At 70.1% G+C, this 19493-nt stretch carries 15 protein-coding genes and 2 pseudogenes; 10 read left to right on the top strand and 7 right to left on the bottom strand.

What is annotated here, in order from left to right:
• Positions 1 to 100 (top strand): annotated as a pseudogene (locus tag ACIPK3_RS24015) (IS481 family transposase); the annotation flags it as partial.
• Between the two features lie 329 nt (positions 101 to 429).
• Here the strand turns inward: ACIPK3_RS24015 and ACIPK3_RS24010 are convergent.
• Both ACIPK3_RS24010 and ACIPK3_RS24005 read right to left on the bottom strand, forming a co-directional pair.
• Entirely contained in the window at positions 430 to 960 is a 531-nt protein-coding gene (locus tag ACIPK3_RS24010; RefSeq protein ID WP_402572697.1) for a GNAT family N-acetyltransferase, read from the bottom strand.
• Between the two features lie 81 nt (positions 961 to 1041).
• Positions 1042 to 1323: a hypothetical protein gene (locus ACIPK3_RS24005; RefSeq protein ID WP_402572695.1), complete on the bottom strand. Its 282-nt coding sequence runs from the start codon at positions 1321 to 1323 to the stop codon at positions 1042 to 1044.
• Between the two features lie 268 nt (positions 1324 to 1591).
• Between ACIPK3_RS24005 and ACIPK3_RS24000 the strand changes: the two are divergent.
• Positions 1592 to 1924, top strand: a pseudogene (locus ACIPK3_RS24000) (FAD-dependent monooxygenase); the annotation flags it as partial.
• Between the two features lie 79 nt (positions 1925 to 2003).
• Here the strand turns inward: ACIPK3_RS24000 and ACIPK3_RS23995 are convergent.
• From ACIPK3_RS23995 to ACIPK3_RS23980, 4 genes are all read right to left on the bottom strand, one after another.
• Positions 2004 to 4937 (bottom strand): tetratricopeptide repeat protein, encoded by a 2934-nt coding sequence (locus ACIPK3_RS23995; protein ID WP_402572694.1) that lies wholly within the window; start codon positions 4935 to 4937, stop codon positions 2004 to 2006.
• A gap of 2 nt (positions 4938 to 4939) precedes the next feature.
• Positions 4940 to 6787, bottom strand: a complete 1848-nt coding sequence (locus tag ACIPK3_RS23990; protein WP_402572693.1) for an HSP90 family protein — start codon at positions 6785 to 6787, stop codon at positions 4940 to 4942.
• A 58-nt stretch (positions 6788 to 6845) separates the two neighbouring features.
• Entirely contained in the window at positions 6846 to 7832 is a 987-nt protein-coding gene (locus ACIPK3_RS23985) for a hypothetical protein (protein ID WP_402572692.1), read from the bottom strand.
• A gap of 279 nt (positions 7833 to 8111) precedes the next feature.
• Positions 8112 to 9161, bottom strand: a complete 1050-nt coding sequence (locus tag ACIPK3_RS23980) for a zinc-binding dehydrogenase (protein ID WP_402572690.1) — start codon at positions 9159 to 9161, stop codon at positions 8112 to 8114.
• A 356-nt stretch (positions 9162 to 9517) separates the two neighbouring features.
• Here ACIPK3_RS23980 and ACIPK3_RS23975 point away from each other — a divergent pair, with 356 nt between their 5' ends.
• The 3 genes from ACIPK3_RS23975 (at position 9518) to ACIPK3_RS23965 (ending at position 13523) form a co-directional block, all read left to right on the top strand.
• Positions 9518 to 9880, top strand: coding sequence for a DUF1330 domain-containing protein (locus ACIPK3_RS23975; RefSeq protein WP_402572689.1), 363 nt, complete (start codon positions 9518 to 9520; stop codon positions 9878 to 9880).
• 578 nt (positions 9881 to 10458) lie between these two features.
• Entirely contained in the window at positions 10459 to 11841 is a 1383-nt protein-coding gene (locus tag ACIPK3_RS23970) for a hypothetical protein (protein ID WP_402572687.1), read from the top strand.
• 287 nt (positions 11842 to 12128) lie between these two features.
• Positions 12129 to 13523, top strand: coding sequence for an MFS transporter (locus ACIPK3_RS23965; protein WP_402572685.1), 1395 nt, complete (start codon positions 12129 to 12131; stop codon positions 13521 to 13523).
• Between the two features lie 182 nt (positions 13524 to 13705).
• Here ACIPK3_RS23965 and ACIPK3_RS23960 read toward each other — a convergent pair whose 3' ends face one another.
• Entirely contained in the window at positions 13706 to 14185 is a 480-nt protein-coding gene (locus tag ACIPK3_RS23960) for a hypothetical protein (RefSeq protein ID WP_402572684.1), read from the bottom strand.
• A 515-nt stretch (positions 14186 to 14700) separates the two neighbouring features.
• Here ACIPK3_RS23960 and ACIPK3_RS23955 point away from each other — a divergent pair.
• The 5 genes from ACIPK3_RS23955 to ACIPK3_RS23935 are packed head-to-tail and all read left to right on the top strand — an operon-like array spanning position 14701 to position 19493.
• Positions 14701 to 15828, top strand: a complete 1128-nt coding sequence (locus ACIPK3_RS23955) for an inositol-3-phosphate synthase (protein ID WP_402572683.1) — start codon at positions 14701 to 14703, stop codon at positions 15826 to 15828.
• Entirely contained in the window at positions 15828 to 17012 is a 1185-nt protein-coding gene (locus tag ACIPK3_RS23950; RefSeq protein ID WP_402572682.1) for an SCO3242 family prenyltransferase, read from the top strand. The genes ACIPK3_RS23955 and ACIPK3_RS23950 overlap by 1 nt, the downstream gene beginning before the upstream one ends.
• The gene (locus ACIPK3_RS23945; RefSeq protein ID WP_402572681.1) at positions 17009 to 17971 is read left to right on the top strand and encodes a sugar phosphate isomerase/epimerase family protein; all 963 of its coding nucleotides are present in this window, start codon (positions 17009 to 17011) and stop codon (positions 17969 to 17971) included. The genes ACIPK3_RS23950 and ACIPK3_RS23945 overlap by 4 nt, the downstream gene beginning before the upstream one ends.
• Entirely contained in the window at positions 17968 to 18645 is a 678-nt protein-coding gene (locus ACIPK3_RS23940; protein WP_402572680.1) for an EboA domain-containing protein, read from the top strand. Before ACIPK3_RS23945 ends, ACIPK3_RS23940 begins: the two co-directional genes overlap by 4 nt.
• Positions 18645 to 19493 carry a TatD family hydrolase gene (locus ACIPK3_RS23935; protein WP_402572678.1) on the top strand — a complete coding sequence of 283 codons (849 nt, stop codon included), beginning with the start codon at positions 18645 to 18647 and terminating at the stop codon, positions 19491 to 19493. The genes ACIPK3_RS23940 and ACIPK3_RS23935 overlap by 1 nt, the downstream gene beginning before the upstream one ends.

Below are 19493 nucleotides of genomic sequence, written 5' to 3'. Positions count from 1 at the left end.
CGACTTCCTTCACACCTACAACTACCATCGCTGCCACACCGCACTCGGAGGCCAACCACCCATCAGCCGTGTCAACAACCCTGCGGGTCAATACAGCTAGGGCCCGTGCAGAGTCGTGATAAGTGTTGGCTGCATGGCGTAGGAAATCGATCTGGCTCCACGCGGTCATGGCGGCGGGAGGCGCGCGCCTTGTCAGCAGCGACGGCGTCGGGCCGGATCCGCGGCCGCACCACCGGGCTGCGGACCTTGATGCCCCGCAGGACGGGGATGAGCTGCGGGCCGTCGGCTGCCTGCCCCGGGGTGAGCACGAAGGACAACGGACAGCAGCGCCGTTCGGACGCCAGGCGCACTTTGGTGAAGCCCCGGTCACAGCCAGTTGACCCTGCTGCCAGTCCTTGGGGCCGCAGTCCGGCGGCAGGACCGACGACGTCACAGCTCGTCATTCAGCAGCGAGTACATGAACATGTCCCGGCGCTCGTCCCCCACCTGCTGCCACCCTCGCAGCAGCCCCTCCTGTCGGAACCCAGCACGCTCGGCGGTGCGCACGGACGCCGTGTTCCACGGCTCCACCCACAGTTCGAGTCGAGGAATCCGCAGATCACGCAAGGCCCAGCCGGCCACTGCGCCGACGGCGGCCACGGCGGCACCCTGACCACGCGCCGACTTGACGACCCAATAGCCCAGCGACACCCGCCCCTGTTCCAGGTCCCTCAGCCACAGCCCCACCTGGCCGACCGGCCGACCGTCGGAGGTCACGATGACGAACGTATAACCGGCCCTCGTGGTTGCCCGGCCCCACTGCCGTTCGATGAACGCGACGCCCGCCGGCTCGGAATAGGGCGAAGGCACCGTCGTGATCAACGGGATGTAGTCGTCTTCCGATGCCTCAAGGACAAGCGGAAGGTCCGAAAGGCGCCAGGGCCGAAGCGTGAATCCACCGTCAGCGGTGAGTTCAGGCACGTCAAGAGGCTTCATCCGCCCATCCTGTCGTGGGTCCAGGTCAGTCCGCACCTACGTTTCGAGCACAGCCCCGCACTGACGTCATTTCTCGGGCTCTGGCTCCAATTCCGTGATCGGTCGCAGTGCGTGCTGGCCACTGGTATCTGGCAGTGGCGCGCTGATGGCCAGCTCGTCGAGTCTGGCTGCCAGATCCGCGGCGAGAGTCGGGACGTGGCGAGCGGCCCACTTCCTGCACAGAGCAAGAACGCCTTGCAGTCCCTCCTGCACGGTATGCAGGATCCCCGGCAGGTCACACATCACGATCTCGATGGGCTGCGCGGAGGGAGTTTCTTCAGCGTCGGCGCTGTCCAGCCACAACTGCACGACCTCGTCGGCGTGCTCAAGCCTTGGTGAAGGGTCATGGCCGGGCCACAGCGTTTCCCCGTCTACGACGTCGAGCCACTCACGCCAGTCCTCCGGGCCACAACAACATCCCGGCTGGGCAGTGACATTGCTCCGGGTGTCGTGAACGCGCAGACCTCCCGGTGCGATGTTCCTCTCTGACTCCAGCAGGCGGCGAGTCGTCTAGCTACCGTCCATCAGGGGGCGTTCGTCGTCGCATGTACGCGAGTTGTGGGCAGCCAGCATGGCGGGCCGGATCGCGCTGCTCGGTGACGCGGCACACGCGATGACGCCCCACCTCGGACAGGGTGCCTGCCCAGGGCTGGACGACGCGGTCTCGCTGGCCGCCGCGCTCGTCAACGAGCCCAGCGTCGAAGCCGCACTTCGCCGCTACGACGCCGAGCGCCGACCGTGCAGTCAGGCAGTCGCGCGAGCCGCCCGGCAGGCCGGGCGGACGGGCCGGCAGCCCTCCCACCCACTGGCCGTCGCCCTGCGGAACACGGCGATGCGGCTGACACCCTCCCGCGCCGCAACGCGCATGATCCTTCGGCACCACGCCTGGGTCCCACCACAGCTGAGCTGAGCTGATCACAGACCGGACTGGCCTCCCGCCAACGCGCCAACAGCCCGCAAGCCGCTTTGGACGAGCGGCGGCAGCCGCATCACCCTTCGTCGCGCAGCCGGGCCGCCAGGGAGGTCAGCGGCTCGGTCTCCTCGGTGTGGCCGAGGGCGGTGAGGTTGGAGACCGCCGCGTCGAGGCGGGTGAGGGCTGGGGCGGGGCGTTCAAGGAAAATGCCCTCCACAGCACCCGCGAGACGGATGCATTCGGCCCACTCTCCGATGTGGTCCGCGTCGGGTCCCGGTTCGCCGAGGAGGGCGAGGCACTTGTCCAGTGCGGCCAGGGCGGTCTCGTACTCACCGGCGTAGGAGTTGACCCGTCCGTGTTCGTAGGCGAGGGCGCTGTCCAGGGAGCGGCCATGGGCCTCGTAACCCGCGGCGCGGGCCTCGTCGGCGACGCTGCCCGCGTCAGCGAGGAGGGCGAGGGCGTCGGTCAGGCCGTCGGAGCCCTGCCGCTGGGCCTGGAGCCGGGCGAGTTCGCGCAGGCAGTTGCTGAGCTGCTCGTAACGCGGGGCCTGCGCGTGCGCGGCGAGCGCCTGGTTCGCGGCCTCGCGAGCCGGGCCGAACTCGCCGGACTCGGCGAGGAGTACGGCGGTCTCCGCGGCGATCACGGCGTGGCTTCCGAGGTCGTCGTGCCAGTCGGCCGACTCGGCCGCGAGGGCGGCGAATTCGGCCGTGGCTGCCTTGAGGTCCTCCCCCGTGTGCAGCGCGCGTGCGCGGGTCAGGCGCAGTTGTGCCACGAGCCGGTCGTCCAGCTCTCCGGCGGCGACTTCCGGTTCGGCCAGGAGGGAGTCGAGCAGGGCGATGCAGTCCTCGACGCGGCCCAGGTCGAGGCTGAGTTGGGCCGCGTTGCTGTAGGTGCAGAACGCGTCGGTCCGGTTGCCGTGGCGCAGTTCCAGCTCGGCGGAGCGTGTGAGGTGCCGCAGTGCCTCGTCGGGGCGGCCCAAATGCATGCCGGCCTCGGCCAGGTCTCCGTGGAAGCGGGCGGTGTCGACAGTGGCGGACGGCCAGTCGGCAGCCAGTCTCAGGCTCTCGGTCAGATCCGCGTGCGCGGCCTCCGCGTCCCGTAGGCCGAGCTGGATCCGGCCGCGCAGTCCGAGTGTGCGGGGCAGGTGCCAGGCCGGGCCGTGCGCCTTCAGCCGGTCCAGGAGGGCGTCGATCTCCGTGACCGCTGCGGGCAGGTCGCCGGAAAGCGCGTACGTACTGGCCCGCAGCAGGAGGGCGCCGGAGACCTGGCTGACGATGTCGTACCGGGTGGCGAATTCGAGCAGCAGGTCCACTTCGGCGAAGACCGGCGCGACGTGCTCCTCGTTCCCCGACGTCTGCAGCCGCAGGCCGAGCGCGGTCGCCCTCAGCCGTAGCAGACGGGCCTCCTGGTACGGGGGGAGCCCGGACGCCTCCTCGTGAAGTCGTACGAGGGCGGCGTGGGCGGCGGTCAGCGCGGCGGCCTTCGCCTCGGCTCCCTCGGCATGCTCCGCGGGGGTCCCGCCCGCAGGGAGCAGGGCACAGGCGCGGGCGAGTACCGCGTGACCCGGTGCTCCGGCCTCGTCATACAGACTCGCGGCCTCCTCGTAGAGGGCGGCGGCTGCGCCGACCTCGTCCTTCTCGCCCGCCCTGCCCGCCTCGTCGGCCGACAGGTCCGCCCGCAGCTGTACGAGTGGTCCCACGGCCGGGTCGTCGGGGTGGGCGTAGTCGGGGGCGGCGACCAGCGTGCGCAGCCGTGCCCAGCAGGCCACTGCGTCCGGATGTCCCTGCTCCTCCAATGCTCGTGCCCGGGCGATGAGTTCGGGCAACGTGTCGGGGACGTCGGCGGCCGCGCGGGCGGTGGGCGCGGCAGCCGGGGCGGCCGGGGTCACGTCGTCGAGGCCGCGGGTGCGCAGGGTCAGTTCCAGGGAGCCCAGGAGGGGGGCGCGGTCGAGGCGGGCTCTGCGCCGGTCGGTGTGGGCCGTGGTTCCGTTGCGGGCGTCGAAGCGGGCGGCGAGGTCGTGGGCGCGGTCACGCACCTCGGCGCGCAGGCCGGCCACCGTCCAGGTGCGGCCGGCGTATCCGGCCGCGGGCAGTTCGCCGTGGCCGAGGTGTTCGACGCGCTGGAGGAGGACCTCCACGCCGGTGAGGAAGCTGAGCAGGTCCAGCGGGGAGTCGACGTCGTCGAACAGGCTCCGGTTCTCCGCGAGCAGTTCAAGCCCACGTGCCTCGTTGCCGGTCAGCGCGCAGAACTCCAGGTGCCGGCCGATCTCGCCGGACATCGAGGGGTTTCGGCGGCAGGAGCGGTAGCCGGTGAGGTGCAGTGCGCGGGCCCGGTCGGTGTGCCCGGTGCGCAGCAGGGGAAGCAGCGCGTACGAGGTGGAGCGGGCGGGTTCTTCCTGGCAGGACTCCTTCCCGGTCAGGACGGGCTCCCAGGTGCGCAGCGCCCGCTCGTCGTCGCCGGTCGCGAGGTGGTACCGAGCGCGCTCGCAGATCTCGCAAGCCTCGCAGTCGGTGAGGTTGGTGCGGGTACGGGCCGCCCACAGCTCGTACGCGAGGGTGGTGTCCTCGCCGACGTGGGAGGCGAGCTGGTATGCCTGTCCGTAGTAGGGCTGAAGGCCGAGGCCGGCCTTCTCGTACCGGTCGCGCATCTCCGCCAGCCACTGGCGCAGGCTGGCCAACGGCACCTCGGGCAGCGCGCGCAGGGCGTTGGCCACCCACTTGAACCGCCAGAACAGCGTGCGACGCAGGCGCTCGTCGAAGACGTCGGGCTGCTCGTCGAAGAGGGTGAGCACACGGGCGAAGACGACGGGTGACTTCCGGGGCTCGGAGCCGTAGGTGTACGCCTCCTGGAGTTCGAGGAGTGCGTGGACGAGCGGGCGGGGCTCGGCGAACTGCTCGGCGGCGTCGACCAGTTCCTCGGCCGTGACCGTGCGGGAGCGGCCGTAGGGGCGCCGGTCGTTCTCCCGAAGCGCCTGGTACAGCTCGTCGGTGGTCTGGGGTGCGGTCGTCATCGTCAGCGGTCCTTGCGGAGGGCGTGGGCGAGAAGGTCGAGGAAGGAGCGGTTGATGAGGCTCGACTCGGCGGGCCTGAGCGGGCGCCGGGACAGCATCGCGGCCTGCCCGTAGAGGGCTTCGGCACTGGTGCGGGCCAGCTCGGGTTCGTCGATGGTGACGGCAGCGCGGACCAGCGGATTGAGCTGGTTGAGGATCAACTGAGCCTGCGGGGCCTCCTGACGAAGGTGGCCGAGGATGTCGCCCCACACACCCCCCTGCTGCTCGCGGGCGAGCTGGGAACGGGTGCGCTCGTGCCGGGCCTCGCGGCTGTCGAGGAGGAGGGCGGGGGCCGAGGCGGGCTTGAAGGTGCGCAGCGCGACGTCGCAGTCGAAGACGGCGAGGGCGTCGCGGGCCAGGGCGAGGTAGGCCGCTGCAGCCAGTTCCGTCTCGCGGTCGACGGGGTCGAGGTGGGCGGTGAGCGTTGCCGGGTCGAGGTCGGCGACGCTGACGTCCGGCCTGATCTCCGGCAGCCGGTGGACCAGTTCACGGTCGTAGGTGTAGCCGCCGTTGACGACGCCGAGCCCGGCGGCCGAGGCGATCGCGGCGACCTGCCGGAACTCCTCCACGCTGGATGTGACGAGCACGGTGCGGTGGGTGCGCGCGAACTCGTCCAGCGTGGCGTGTCCGTCGGTGGTCTCGAAGGGCAGCCACGGCAGCAGCATCCGCAGGATCTCGTCGTCGTGCACGGCCAGCGACTTCACGGCCAGGTGGTGGGCCTGGAGGAAGCGGCCGAGGAGGTCCGGGTCGCTGGCGGCGGTCCGGGCCATCCACGCGCGCAACCGCTCGGCGAGGGCGTCGCGGACCGCGGCGAGGGTGTCGTCCTCGTACAGGGACTCGCGGGAGGCAGTCGGGCGCAGGCTCTCCGCGTCGAGTACGCAGCGGACGAAGAACGCCCACTCGGGCAGGATCTCCTCGGCCTGCTCGGACAGCAGCATGCCCTTGACGTGCACGCGATGGCCGTGGCGGCGCCCGGCCGGCACGGCCTCGGGGAGCACGCACGCGATGCCCTTCAGGCCCACGGCCGGCAGGTCCAGCTCGATGGTGTCCAGGGGCGTGAATCCGAAGATCTCCTCGCCGTACGCGGCCAGCGCACGGGAGCGTGCTCCCGGCGTCGGGTACGTACGCGCCCAGGGCGCGGGCTCGGGGTTGACGGCTGCGCCCGGGCCGCCCGTGCCGTCGGTGAAGGTCACCGGATGGCGCAGCAGGGAGCCGAAGTGTCGGGCCAGCGCGTGCACCTGCGCCGGCCGGGTCCACTCGTCCGCGTCGGCGCGCGGAGTCAGCGTGACGGTGGTGCCGGGGCGCGGGCGGGCGGAGGCGGGCAGGGTGCGGACGGAGTAGCTGCCGTCTCCGCGTCCCCGCCACTCGACGGCGGGGCCATTCGGGGTGCGGGCGGAGCGGCTCACGACATGGATCTCGTCCGCGACCAGGAAGCAGGAGAGCAGGCCGATGCCGAACTGGCCGATGAAGTCGGCGCGTTGATCGGCGATCCCCTCGGCACGCTTGCTGCTGCGGCCGATCGTGGCGAGGAAGGCGTGCACGTCGGCCTCCGTGAGACCGACGCCGTCGTCCTCCACTCGTACGACCGAGCCGTCGGCGTACAGGCGGATACCGAACGCGTCGGCGGGGGCGCCCGGTTGGAGGGTGTGCCGCGCGGTCAGCGCGTCCACCGCGTTCTGCAGGAGTTCGCGCAGGTAGACGCGGGGGCTGGAGTAGAGATGGTGGGAGAGGAGATCGACGAGGCCGCGCAGATCCACCTGGAAGGTGCGGTCGGAGCCGGCCGGGGTCGAAGAGGTGTCGGGCAGAGTCATCGGGCAGTCCGGGGTGAGGTGGGCGACGAGCGGCGGGTGGGGTGGCGGGGCGACGGGTTCAGGCGTTGCGCCGGGCGCGGGCGTACATCTCTTCCGGCCGCGCCATGTACTCCCAGGGCCATGGGGTGTAGGCGCCTTGCAGCTCGCGGAAGACGCGCGGCGTCGCGGTGCTCACGACGGCCAGGGACAAGGCCATGGCGAACATGTTGAAGTCCTGCTGCCAGCCCGGGCGACGCACGTAGGCGGGGTGGAGGATGCTGCGCTCGGCCGCTTCCACCAACTCGTCCTGGATCTCGGGGCTTCTGAGGCAGTCCTTACGGTCGGACTCGACCCAGTCCTCGATGTGCGCCATGGCGATCACACAGCCGAGGCGATGGCCCTCGGGCGCGCCGGCGAACGCCTTCCGGGCGTACGCCAGGGCCTCACCGGGCTCGCCGCCCCAACGGGGCTGAAGTTGAGACACCCACCCGATGTGGGTCTCCAGGTCCAGCGGGTCGCGGCGCAGGGCGGCGGCGAGCCGGGCCTCACTGACGGCGGGGGCAAGCGACATGCCGCGGCCGGAGGTGAGGAGGCGGCGCCAGGGCGTGATCCATTCGGGCCGCAGCTCGGCGGCTTCGAGCAGCTGCTCCTCGGCGATGCAGAGTCGCTCGTGGAAGACCCGCCACTGCTCGGGCGTGACGTTCACCGCACGGTCGCTGGTGCGCGCCTCCCAGCCCCAGTTGATGTGGCGCGCCCCGGATATCAGCAGAGCCGTCGCCCGGTGCTCCTTGTCCTCCTCGACGGCCCGGCCTATCCAGTCCTGCACGCCGTCGAGGTCGGCCAGCTCACCGAGGACCTGGTGGTCGCGACCGAGATCGAAGGGAGCCAGCGCCGCCTTGACCGCCGCCCAGTCACCCTCGGTGGCGGCCTCCACCAGCGCGAGCACCCGTGTGTCTCCGAGCGCGCGCAGCGTGTATGTCCCGTTCTTCGGCCTACGCGGGACGGGAAGGGCGTACGGATCCGCCTCCGGTCTCTCCGCACCCCTACCGAACAGTCTTTCAAACATGCCGCGTTCCCCCGCTCTCCGCGTGATCGTCCAGAGCAGCATAGGTGCCCCCACCGTCACTACTTCCACAGGGTTTCCACCGGTGCTTCACCATTTCGTTCCCGCCGTCGCGCATCTTCCCGGTCCCAGGCGACAACGCGACGGGAACAGTGCAACGGACGGGTGATCAGACCGCATGCCTGCCTGCTGGCCCGCAAGCCTGAAAAGCCCTGACGGGGCTTGTTCCTGCGGCGAGGCTGCTCATGTCACGTCGCTGGGTGGATCCCTACGGCGACAGCCTCAAGGGACGAGGACGATACGGATCGGGTTGCCCGTCTTATGTTCCAGCCGGGCGACCGCCTCCTTGGCGTCGGCGAGGGGCAGCCGGTCGCTGACGGAGCCGGACAGGTTCAGTCGGCCCGTGGAGACGAGTCGGATGAGCTGCTCCACATGTTCCGGCTCGGAGCCGTAGTGACCGCGGATCTGGTTGCCCAGGAAGCCGAACCGCCGGCCGTCGCTGAGGACGAGTGGCTGTCGGGTGATCCCGACCAGCACCAGTGTTCCACCCGGCCCCAGACAGAGCGCGGCCTGCTCCCGTACCGCCGGCACACCCGCGAAGTCGAAGGCGAACCGCAGTCCACGTCCCTCGGTGGCCGCCCACATCGCCTCGACGAATCCCTCATCGCTCGGATCGAGGGCGAGATCCGCTCCCAGGCGCTCGGCACGTCGCCGTGCCTCGGGCAGCGGATCCACCGCGATGACCGGTGCGGCACCTGCCAGCCTGGCCACCATGATGCCGTGCGCTCCGAGGCCACCCGCACCCCACACGGCCACCGCGTCGGCGGGGCGCACCTGGGCCGTGGCCACGACGGCGGCGTAGGGGGTGGAGACCGCGTCGGGGATGATGGCGGCCTGCTCGAACGGCAGATGGTCCGGGATCCGGCAGAGGGTGTCCTCCCGTGCCAGGGCAAATTCCGCCCACCCGCCGTCGTAGTCCACCCCGCGGGTGCGCGGCGCCAGGCACCCGGGGCGGCGCTTGCGGCAGGCGTCGCATTCACCGCAGCTCTGACCGGCCTGCAGGGCCACGCGTGTGCCCGGCGACCAGGAGCCGGTGAGGTCTGGTCCGGGAGTGTGGATCACCCCCGACACTTCGTGTCCGAGGGTGATGACGCCGTCCGGGTGAGACCGCGGCCTGAGGCTCCCGTCGATCAGGTGCACGTCGGACAGGCACACTCCGGCCGCTTCGACCTTCACCAGCACTTCGCCCGGTCCGGGGCGGGGAACCGGGACCTCCTCGACCGCGAACGTCCCCGACGCGAGATGGAGACGCCCGGCAAGCATGGTGTCCATGTGACTCCCGCGACGTGATGGTTCGGCCCGGTCCGCCGCCTGCCAGGTACGGCCGGATCTGCGTCCTTTATACCTCCGGTGTCGTACGTGGACACCTCGGGCAGCCGGTGGCTACGGCGCGGAACTGCTTGAGTCGGTTGAAGCGGGGTTCGACGTCGAGATGTTGGTGGATCTCTCCTTCGTAACGACATGGACGCCGTACTGATCCGACCCGACGGATACATCGCCTGGATGCAAGTCCTCCATGTGGCGCCCGGCAATTACCCCCGAGGTAATCGCGCTGCCCAACCACCCACGGCTACGTTCTGGGCATCGCTCACACCCCCGGCACGACCGGAACGAAAGGAGGCCCCACGGTGCCCGCTTACGGCTTCGCTCATCTCCGCAGCCGTCGGAATCACTCCGACATCATCGAGTACCTGGAGCGCATCCAGGCAACCCTCGACCCGTTCGCCGGCCGCTTCGTCATCCACGGTCCGCCGGTCGAAGTCGTAGAGGGTACGTGGCCCGGCAGCATGGTGCTGATCGAGTTCCCCAGCCTGACCGAAGCCCGTGCCTGGTACGACTCCCCCGCCTACCGGGCCATCCTGAGTTTGCGTACCGACCATGTGGAGGGCGACCTGGTGCTGATCGAGGGCGTCGGTCCGAACTACGACCCGGCCGAGCGAGCCCACAAGCTGCGCACAGAGGACGCCCGAGCGGGCCGGTCGGCCACGTAATCCTTCGGCCACCGACCGCCATGGGTGCCTCCTGTTGAGGAGGAACTGCTACTGGCCGCCCGGGCATGCGCGTTGGGCCGGTGGCATCCATCTACCAGTCACAAGCCGCCCCGGAGGCCGTGGTCGCCGTTGAGACCTTGGTGCGGGTTCTGGGCATCGACAGTTGAAGCCTGCGGCGAGCCGGCATGTCCCCCGCCCCGGTCCTGGCGCATCGCCACTCGACTCGGCCCACGGGCTGAGGGGACCGTTCTCAAGGTGCTGACCACCATCGGTTCGGCTGGAGTGGCCTTCCAGAACGGCCCGCGCCGGAGATCCCCCGACAGTGTCAGGTCCAGGAGGAGCAGAGCTGGGCCCGTGACCGACAGCAGCAGGCGGAAGTCTGGGACGAGCGCCGCCAACCGTGGTGGGAGGTCCGGCATCCGAAGTCACCGTATGCGGCACAAGACTCCTGAGGGGCGTCCTGGCGTGTGGCGGCTCGCGGCAGGCTACGTTTCACTCCCGCGTTCCCCCGGTTCGGGAACGGCTGTCGCCACCACTCATTCTCCTCTGGAGAGCGATGAGCCCCCGAAGGATCGCGCATGACACACGCCCGCCTCGCCGTCCTCGTCACGACCGGTGCTCTGCTGCTCCCCGCGACGGCGTCCGCCCAGGTGCATGCGGCGGATGTCGGCGTGGCCTGCGACCCCGGTGACCTGATCGCAAAGGTTGCCGCGGCCAACACCGGCGGCGACCCGGTACTCAGTCTCGCCTCGTACTGCGTCTACGAGTTCGGTGTCGGCGACGCGAACGGCGACGCCATCCCGCAGATCACTCTTCCCGCCGGCATCACCATCCACGGGAACAACGCCACGCTGCTGCGCTCCACGACTGCCGCAACCGACTTCCGCCTCCTCGAGGTCGCTGTCGGCGGACAGCTCACTGCGGACAACCTCACCGTCATGAACGGCCGCGCCTCCGGCAACGGCGGTGGCGGGGTCCGTGTCACAGGTGCGGGCAGCACGCTCACCACGACCGACGTCTCCTTTCTCGGCAACGCCGCGGGGGAAGGAGCCGGCGGAGCCGTCCTCGGCGAAACCGACACGATCACCTCCCTGACCGGAGGCTCCGTCCGCGACAATCGCGCCCAGATCGGTGGCGGCGTTGACAGCGAAACCGGTGCCGTCGGCTCCACGACCCTCACCTCGGTGACCGTCTCCGGGAACAGGGCCACGGCCGTGGGCGGCGGTGTGGCCACCCTCAACGGCGGCAACATCAACATCAGCGGCAGCACCATCAGCAACAACACCTCGCACTTCGCCGCCGGGGGCATCCTTGCCACCGGGGGTGTCGGCAACCTCATGATCGATGGCGGCAGCGTCATCTCCGGCAACAGCGTCAGCAATTTCGGCGGCGGCGGCCTCTCGGTCACGCTTCCGGCCTCGATCACCGACTCCACGATCTCCGGCAACCTCGTGAACGGGGTCAACGCACCCGGTGCGATCCCCAGAGGCGGCGGCATCGCGAGCGCATCGCCCTCCCTCACCCTGGACAACACCAAGATCACCGGCAACCGGATGGTCAACGTGAGCAGTCTGGGTGGCGGCCTCGCGGTGGTGGGAGGCACGGCGAACGTCACCAACGGCAGCCAGATCACCGGAAACGTCGCCGCAGGCGCGAACTCCCTGGGCGGGGGGCTGTACTCCGACACCGCCATGGGACCCTCCACCGTCAACGTGAACGGCTCCCTCATCGACCGCAACACCGTGTCCGGCACCGGCTCCGTCGCCGGCGGTATCTACAACAACGGCGCCACCGTCAGTCTCACCAACGCCTCCGTCCAGAACAACAAGGCCCCTGCTGCCCCCGCCCCCGGCGGCATCTGGACCACGGTCGTCATCGTCCCCGTCAGCACCACCATCGCCGCGAACAGCCCCACCAACTGCCTCCTCAGCCCCGCCGCCGTCACCGGCTGCGCGAACTGACTTCCGCCCACCCATACGGCTGCCACGGCCCCCGGGCCGAGTGTTAGTCTCAGGGCACTGGAAGTAAAAACGCGTGTGCGCTGCTGGGCATCAACACCAGGTTGACGGAGCAGGGTCCACGCGCGCATACGCGGTATCGGACGAGCCGTCACTTCTTCACATCGAAGGAGTGCGCAGTGCATGTCCGCCGTAATGGAGCTGCCGAGAATGTCGGCGCCCCGACCGAAGCCTCTCGATCACCACGCTCCCTCCGTGAAGCCTGGACAGCCCTCGCAGGGCTGTCAGCGGTGTTTCTGTTCGAGATGCTCGACAACTCGATCCTCAACGTCGCACTGCCGACCATCGGCCGTGAACTGTCGGCGTCGACGACTGCGCTGCAGTGGGTCACGGGCGTGTACGCCGTCGTGTTCGGCGGCCTGATGCCGGCCTTCGGCGCCCTGGCCGACCGGGTCGGCCGCCGCAGGGTCATGCTCACAGGGCTGGTGCTGCTGGGCGCGGCAAGCCTGGCAACGGTGTTCGTCACAACGCCGGAGCAACTCATCGCGATCCGGGCGGCGATGGGCGTGGCGGCCGCGATGACGACGCCGGGCTCCCTCGCTCTGGCATTCCGTCTGTTCGACGAAGACGGGCTCCGTGTCCGTGCGACGACGCTGATCTCGACCGTGGGCCTGGTCGGACTCGCGATCGGGCCCACGACAGGTGGCTTCGTGCTCGCGTTCGCTCCGTGGCAGGCGTTGCTGCTGGTGAACGTGCCGATCGCCGCACTCGCGTTCATCGGCATTCGACGCGGCATCCCCGCCGACAAGGCGCACGAGCTGCACCTCGACCCGATCGACGGCGAGGGTGCCCTGCTCGGCACGGCCACGATCGTGCTCACGCTGGTCGCACCGACACTGTTCGTCGACGCGGGCACCGCATCTCCGCTGCCGTGGCTGACCGCTGCGGCGGCCGTCGTGATGGCCGTGCTGTTCGTCGTCCGCGAGCGATCCGCCGACCATCCACTGCTCGATCTCAGGCTCCTCGCCCGTCCGCTCGTGTCGAGCGGCCTGGCGTTCAAGGCGGCCGCGGGTCTTGCCACCGCCGGCCTCGGCTACCTCGTGACGCTGCAGCTCCAGCTCGACTGGGGCTGGACGCCCGCCCAAGCGGCTGTGGGAATGTTGCCGCAGGTCGTCGTGCTCATCGCGGGCGGTGCTCTCATCGGTCCGCTGGTCACACGCGTCGGTCTCGACAGGGCCGCCTGGCTCAGCGCCGCATCCGTCGTGTGCGGGCTGGCCGTCTACGGGCTGCTGGGCCGCTTCGGGTACGTGTGGGTCGCCCTCGCGCTCGTGCTCGTCGCCGCCGGTATGCGGGTCGTAGGTGTCGTCGCCGGGACCAACGTGATGCGTGGCCTCCCGAGCAACCGCACCACCGTAGGTGCGGCGCTGGTGGACACCGCCGGCGAGGTCACCACCGGAATCGGCATCGCTGTCAGCGGGACCATCCTCGCGACGCTCTTCACCGGTGACATCGCCGCGTCGAGCTGGAGCACGTCCCAGACCACGGAGTTCCGCGAGGCGGTCACCCGCGCCGGCCTCGTGCTCACGGTCCTGGCCGCGGCACTGGTGGGGTGGGGCATCATCCGAGCCCGGCGCTTCACGGACAGCACGACGCCACCGCCCGCGGCCGAGCCGGACGGCAGGTAGGCGCGGGGAACGGCGGGATCAACACCCGGCTCACCCGGCCAAAGCAGCTTCTGCGCCGTCAGGTTGACGTCGCCCTGTATGGCCGGGGTCGGGAGTGGTGGGCGCCGCCCGTCGGCGGACGGGCGGCGCCGAGATCATGACGTGGTTGGAGCGCTGAGCCCACGACCGCTGAAGAGTGGGCGTCAGCGCTCGAACACGTGAAGGACCACGTGCTTACCGTCATCACGTGCCTCGATGTAGCCGGTTGCCCTGCTGAAGCGACCCGTTCCGCCCGTGATCGCGCTTGTCTGCGTGTTCTGCGGATCCCGTGGCTCGAGATCCTGGTCGAGGATCTGAGTGGTGATCTGGCCTTCCGGTGTGTGGAAGGTCGCCACGACCTGCTCCTCCAGAGCGTCCCCGTGCACGGCCAGAACCACGCCTTGATAGCCCCATGTTCCGTAGGGCGCACCAGACTTGGTCAGGGACGAAGTCCCGAACTCGACCCATGTCGAGCCAGGAATGGCATCGGGGTGCGTCCCGTCGGTTTCGGTCAGGGTGAGCTTGATGATCCGCTCGCTGGAGCCCCCGGTCGTCGACACGGCCGGCGGCGATGCGGCTGCCACCAGTCCAAGTACCGTAACTGCCAAGCCGGCTACGCATCCAGCTGCTCGCTTCGTGAACATGTACGCGGCACTCCTTCGCTGCTCATCGGTTTCAGGCAGACACGGTTGATGAGAACTCGTTAGTCATTTGGGGTCTTCGAGTGTGCTGATTTTCAGTATGAGTATTCTCATCCGATTTCAGCGTTCGCGATCCTTTTTCGTTCAGGAGTTTCCCTGGATGGAGTACTGAGCCGGATCGACCGGACGGCCGACAGCCCTACCCCTGTACTGACGACCGCCGGAAGAGTGCTCTTGTCATCACGCCGCATCCGCCCACAGCGATATGGTTTTCGCAGGTCAGATAGCACTCTTCGCCGCCAGGTACGTCGACTTCCAGCGACCTCGGCCCATGAGGCAGCGTGGATTGCCTGGCGATCCGTTACTCCGGGGCAACCGACACAGCCCCTGCGTCATGCGTGTTCAGGCGTTAGCGTAACGCTTGTCAATCTCTCGGAATGATATGAATCAGGGCTTTTGACTTCGCGAAATACTCAACTCCGCCAAGTCGTGCAAGGAGGCCAGTCGTGCATGCGTCCATGTCTCACCGTCCGGTCGGGGTCTGGCTGATCGGAGCACGCGGCTCCGTCGCCACGACCTCGGTCGCTGGGTGTGCTGCCATTGCCACCGGCCTGTATCCGCCCACAGGCTTGGTGACCGAGACGTCTGTCTTTGCCGACGCGGGACTGCCCGCGCTTTCGTCCCTCGTCTTCGGCGGTCACGACACCGCGGACGGCCCCTTGCCCAAGCGGGCTGAGATGCTGACGGCCGAGGGAGTCCTGAATCACGACGTCGTGAACGCAGTCGGGACCGAACTGGCCGCGGCGGACGAGGAAATCAGACCAGGTGGTCCCCTGCGTGGTGACACACGGGACGAGGAACAGTTGATCAGTGCCTTCGCCGCTGACATCCAGGAATTCGTACGCCGCCGAGGGCTGGCGCGCGCTGTCGTACTGAACGTGGCGTCGGCCGAACCTCCGACCCTCGGCGACACCCTCCCCGCGAGTTCTCTGTATGCGGCGGCGGCATTGCGCGCGGGTTGCCCGTACGTCAACTTCACCTCCTCGACGGGCCTTCACCATCCTGCCCTGGCGCGGCCGGCGGCAGCGAGCGGGCTGCCGTACGCAGGGCGCGACGGCAAGACCGGCCAGACACTGCTGCGCTCCGTGCTGGGCCCCATGTTCGCGCAGCGCGCGCTCGCGGTACGGGCCTGGTCGGGAAGCAACCTGCTGGGCGGCGGCGACGGCGCCTCCCTGGCGGACCCCGGCGCCGCGTCCGCCAAGTACGCGGGCAAGGAGCGGGTCCTCGCCGACACTCTCGGCACGGCTCCGGAGGGCGAGGTGCACATCGACAATGTGCCGGCCCTCGGCGAGTGGAAGACCGCCTGGGACCATGTCGCCTTCGACGGCTTCCTCGGAGCGCGCATGGTGTTGCAGACCATCTGGCAGGGATGCGACTCGGCTCTCGCCGCACCGCTGGTCCTGGATCTGGTCCGGATTGTCGCCCGCGCTCACGAGGCGGGAATGTCCGGACCGCTGCGCGAGGCGGGCTTCTACTTCAAGGATCCGGTCGGAGACGGGCCGTCAGGACTCCAGGAGCAGTACCTGGAACTCGCCGGACTCGCCGAGCGGCTGAGGTCTCACGCTCCTCGGTCGGGTGATGGGTGATGAGGCGAAGAAGGCCGGCCGAGCGTTCGCGGGTGGCGGGACGTACAGGGCTTTCGGGCCTGTGGGACGGGGCGGAGCATCGGACGGCGGGGTCGACCGCGGCCCGGCGTGAAGAAGCCGGTGCGGGGCAACGGGGAGGGGGACGGGGCTCGCGGGAGCCGCGCAACCGGATCCTCGGCGTGCCGACGGACGACCGGGGTCGTACGCGGGCTCAGGCGGGTCCGGGCCGCGCGGAGCGCGTGGCGACCCTTGGGGACTGGGCCGAGCTGCTTCGCCTGCCGGCCGTACTCACGGTGCCCGGGGACGCGCTGGCCGGCGCCGCCGTGGTGGCTGGTCGCCCCAACTCCCGGACCATGCTGGCCGTCGGCTGCTCCTTGTGCCTGTACGAGGCCGCCATGGCTCTCAACGGCTGGGCCGATCGGGTCGAGGATGCCGTTGAGCGCCCGCACCGCCCGATTCCCTCCGGACGTATCCGACCGGACGACGCGCTGGTGGCGGCCTGCGCTCTCACGGTGGCCGGCCTCGCCCTGGCGTGGCGTGCGGGGCGTCCGGCATTCGCCCTCGCGACCTCCCTCGCGGTCACCGTCTGGGCGTACGACCTGGTCCTGAAGGACGGTGTGCTGGGCCCGGTGGCCACTGCGGCCGCCCGGAGCCTGGACCTTCTCATGGGGGCCGCGGCCACCGGGGGACGGATCCGCCCGGCGGCCGCGCCGGCCGTTCTGCTGGGTAGCCATACGCTGGCTGTGGCGGCGCTGTCCCGCGAGGAGACGAGAGGCGGCTCCGCGCTGCCCGCCTCGGCGGCTCTGGGCACGGCGGCCATGCTGACCGGCCTGCTCTCCCGCCGCCCTGCGTCCCCGCGCCGCCCCGCCGCCGAAGCGGAGACAGGCTCCGGAGCCTTCACCGGGGCGACCGCGACGGCCGGATGGCTCACCGGCTCGCCGCACGGCGCCGTACGAGCCGCATTCGCCGCCGCCTACGCCGCGGCCGCCGCCCGGCCCTACGCTCACGCCGCTCTCAACCCCTCCTCCTCACTCATCCAGCGCGCCGTCGGGAGGGGCATCCATGCCACGATCCCGCTCCAGGCGGCGCTCGCGGCGCGCTCCGGTGCCGTGACCACCGGTCTGCTGACCGCCTTCCTCGCTCCCGTCGCGGCGAGGTACATGAGGAAGGTGAGCGTGACATGACCCCGGGCGGAGCGCTCTCGCAGGTCACCAGGGCGACCGCGCCGACGGTCCCCGGCACACTGCGCTTCGGCTACGGCACCAACGGCCTGACCGACCTGCGCCTGGACGACGCCCTGAACCTGCTTGCCGACCTTGGTTACGACGGGGTCGGGCTGACCCTCGACCACATGCATCTCGACCCGCTGGCCCCCGATCTCGCGGCCCGCACCCGTAGGGTCTCCCGCCGGCTGAACGCACTCGGCCTGGAAGTCGCGGTGGAGACGGGCGCCCGCTATGTGCTCGACCCACGCCGTAAACACGGTCCGTCCCTCTTGTCCCCCGACCCGGAGGAGCGCGCGCGTCGTGTGGGGCTGCTGTCCCGGGCGATCCGGATCGCGGCCGAACTCGGCGCCCACGCGGTGCACTGCTTCAGCGGGATCCAGCCGGTCGGAACGGACGAGGACACGGCGTGGCGCCGGTTGGCCGACGCTCTGGCCCCTCTCCTCGATGACGCCGCCGCCGCGGGTGTCCCCCTCGCCGTCGAGCCCGAGCCCGGGCACCTCCTCGCCACGCTCAGCGACTTCCACCGTCTCCGCGGCGCACTCGGTGACCCCGCCGAGCTCGGTCTCACCCTGGACATCGGCCACTGCCAGTGTCTTGAGCCCCTCCCACCCGCCGAGTGCGTGCGCGCGGCCGCCCCCTGGCTGCGGCACGTCCAGATCGAGGACATGCGTCGTGGCGTCCACGAGCACCTCCCCTTCGGGGAAGGCGACATCGACTTCTCAGCCGTCCTCGCGGCCCTGGCCGCCACCGACTACCGGGGACTGAGCGTCGTCGAGCTGCCCCGACACTCCCATGCCGGGCCTCACTTCGCGGAACTCTCACTGCCGTTTCTCCGAAGAGCCGAGGCGGCGGCCTCTGCCCCGTCGCACGGAGCCCACCGAGTGCCGTCGGCCGGCCGGGAGGAGAGCTCCGTATGACGCGTTCACCTGCCGCCTCCGGCTCTTGTGCCGCCGACGTGTCCGCCCCCGCCTTCGTGGGCGAACTGCGGGACAGGCTGCGCGCGAGCCTGCCCGAGGCAGCCAGTGCCTGGCTGGATCGGGCCCTCGACGAAGCGGTCGCCGGCCCGGTCGCGCCGGGGCGCGTCCCCGCATGGGAGGTACGCCTCGCCGAGGCCTCACGCCGCTGCGGGAGCGCCCACGGCGACGCCGTTCGCGTCCTCATCCTCGTCACGGCCCGCGCCGACACCGCCGTACTCACCCGCGTGTACCGCCAGGGCACAGTCGATGAGCGCCGTGCCGTCCTGCACGCCCTTGCCCATCTCGTACCGGGCCCCGAGGCCGTCACGCTCGTCGAGGACGCTTTGCGCTCCAACGATTCCCGTCTTCTGACCGCCGCCGTCGGCCCGTACTCGGCCCGCCACCTCGCGCCACACCTGTGGCGGCACGCCCTGTTGAAGTGCCTGTTCACCGGCGTGCCCGTCGACAGCATCGCCGACCTGCCGCGGCGGGCCCACGGCGACGGTGAACTCGCCCGCATGCTCCACGACTACGCCGCAGAACGCGGTGCCGCGGGCCGTCCCGTGCCCGAGGGGCTGTACCGAGTCCTCGGCCTGACCCGAACCACGGCCGGGCCCCACGTCAAGGAATCCTGATGCGCATCTTCGACCCGCACATCCACATGACATCAAGGACCACGGACGACTACGAGGCCATGTACGCCGCGGGTGTCCGCGCCGTCGTCGAGCCCTCTTTCTGGCAGGGGCAGGCACGTACCTCCGTCGGCTCGTTCGTCGACTACTTCGACTCACTGCTGGGCTGGGAGCCGTTCCGCGCCGCCCAGCACGGCATCGCGCATCACTGCACCCTCGCCCTCAACCCCAAGGAGGCCAACGACCCCCGCTGCGTGCCCGTCCTCGACGAGTTGCCCCGGTACCTCGTCAAGGACCGGGTCGTGGCGGTCGGCGAAATCGGCTACGACTCGATGACCCCCGCCGAGGACACCGCCCTGGCCACCCAGCTCCAGCTCGCCGCCGATCACGGGCTGCCGGCGCTGGTGCACACGCCTCATCGCGACAAACTAGCCGGTCTGCGCCGCACGCTCGATGTCGTACGGGAGTCCTCGCTGCCGCCAGAACGCGTGGTCGTCGACCACCTGAACGAAACCACCGTCGAGGCAGCCAGAGCCGGCGGATGCTGGCTCGGCTTCTCCGTCTATCCGGACACCAAGATGGACGAGAAGCGGATGGTCGTGCTCCTGCGCCGATACGGGACCGAGCGTGTCCTGGTGAACTCCGCGGCGGACTGGGGCCGTAGCGACCCGCTCAAGACCCGCAAGGTCGCGGACCTGATGCTCGCCGAGGGATTCAGCGAGGATGAAGTCGACCAGGTTCTCTGGCGCAACCCCGTCGCCTTCTACGGGCTCAGCGGACGCCTCGACCTGAAGCCTCCCGCGACCGGTGCCACACACGAGGGCAACTCCGTCCTCCGCGGCGGAGAGTGA

Origin of the sequence: Streptomyces sp. NPDC086787, assembly GCF_044745865.1 — a bacterium.
Taxonomy (GTDB): domain Bacteria; phylum Actinomycetota; class Actinomycetes; order Streptomycetales; family Streptomycetaceae; genus Streptomyces.
This window is presented reverse-complemented; position numbering and strand designations above follow the sequence as displayed.

Bases quoted from the DNA above. Each gene is read 5' to 3' on its own strand.
- ACIPK3_RS23995 (WP_402572694.1), bottom strand. From the start codon at position 4,937: ATGACGACCGCACCCCAGACCACCGACGAGCTGTACCAGGCGCTTCGG.
- ACIPK3_RS23990 (WP_402572693.1), bottom strand. From the start codon at position 6,787: ATGACTCTGCCCGACACCTCTTCGACCCCGGCCGGCTCCGACCGCACC.
- ACIPK3_RS23985 (WP_402572692.1), bottom strand. From the start codon at position 7,832: ATGTTTGAAAGACTGTTCGGTAGGGGTGCGGAGAGACCGGAGGCGGAT.
- ACIPK3_RS23980 (WP_402572690.1), bottom strand. From the start codon at position 9,161: ATGGACACCATGCTTGCCGGGCGTCTCCATCTCGCGTCGGGGACGTTC.
- ACIPK3_RS23970 (WP_402572687.1), top strand. From the start codon at position 10,459: ATGACACACGCCCGCCTCGCCGTCCTCGTCACGACCGGTGCTCTGCTG.
- ACIPK3_RS23960 (WP_402572684.1), bottom strand. From the start codon at position 14,185: ATGTTCACGAAGCGAGCAGCTGGATGCGTAGCCGGCTTGGCAGTTACG.
- ACIPK3_RS23955 (WP_402572683.1), top strand. From the start codon at position 14,701: ATGTCTCACCGTCCGGTCGGGGTCTGGCTGATCGGAGCACGCGGCTCC.
- ACIPK3_RS23950 (WP_402572682.1), top strand. From the start codon at position 15,828: ATGAGGCGAAGAAGGCCGGCCGAGCGTTCGCGGGTGGCGGGACGTACA.
- ACIPK3_RS23945 (WP_402572681.1), top strand. From the start codon at position 17,009: ATGACCCCGGGCGGAGCGCTCTCGCAGGTCACCAGGGCGACCGCGCCG.
- ACIPK3_RS23940 (WP_402572680.1), top strand. From the start codon at position 17,968: ATGACGCGTTCACCTGCCGCCTCCGGCTCTTGTGCCGCCGACGTGTCC.
- ACIPK3_RS23935 (WP_402572678.1), top strand. From the start codon at position 18,645: ATGCGCATCTTCGACCCGCACATCCACATGACATCAAGGACCACGGAC.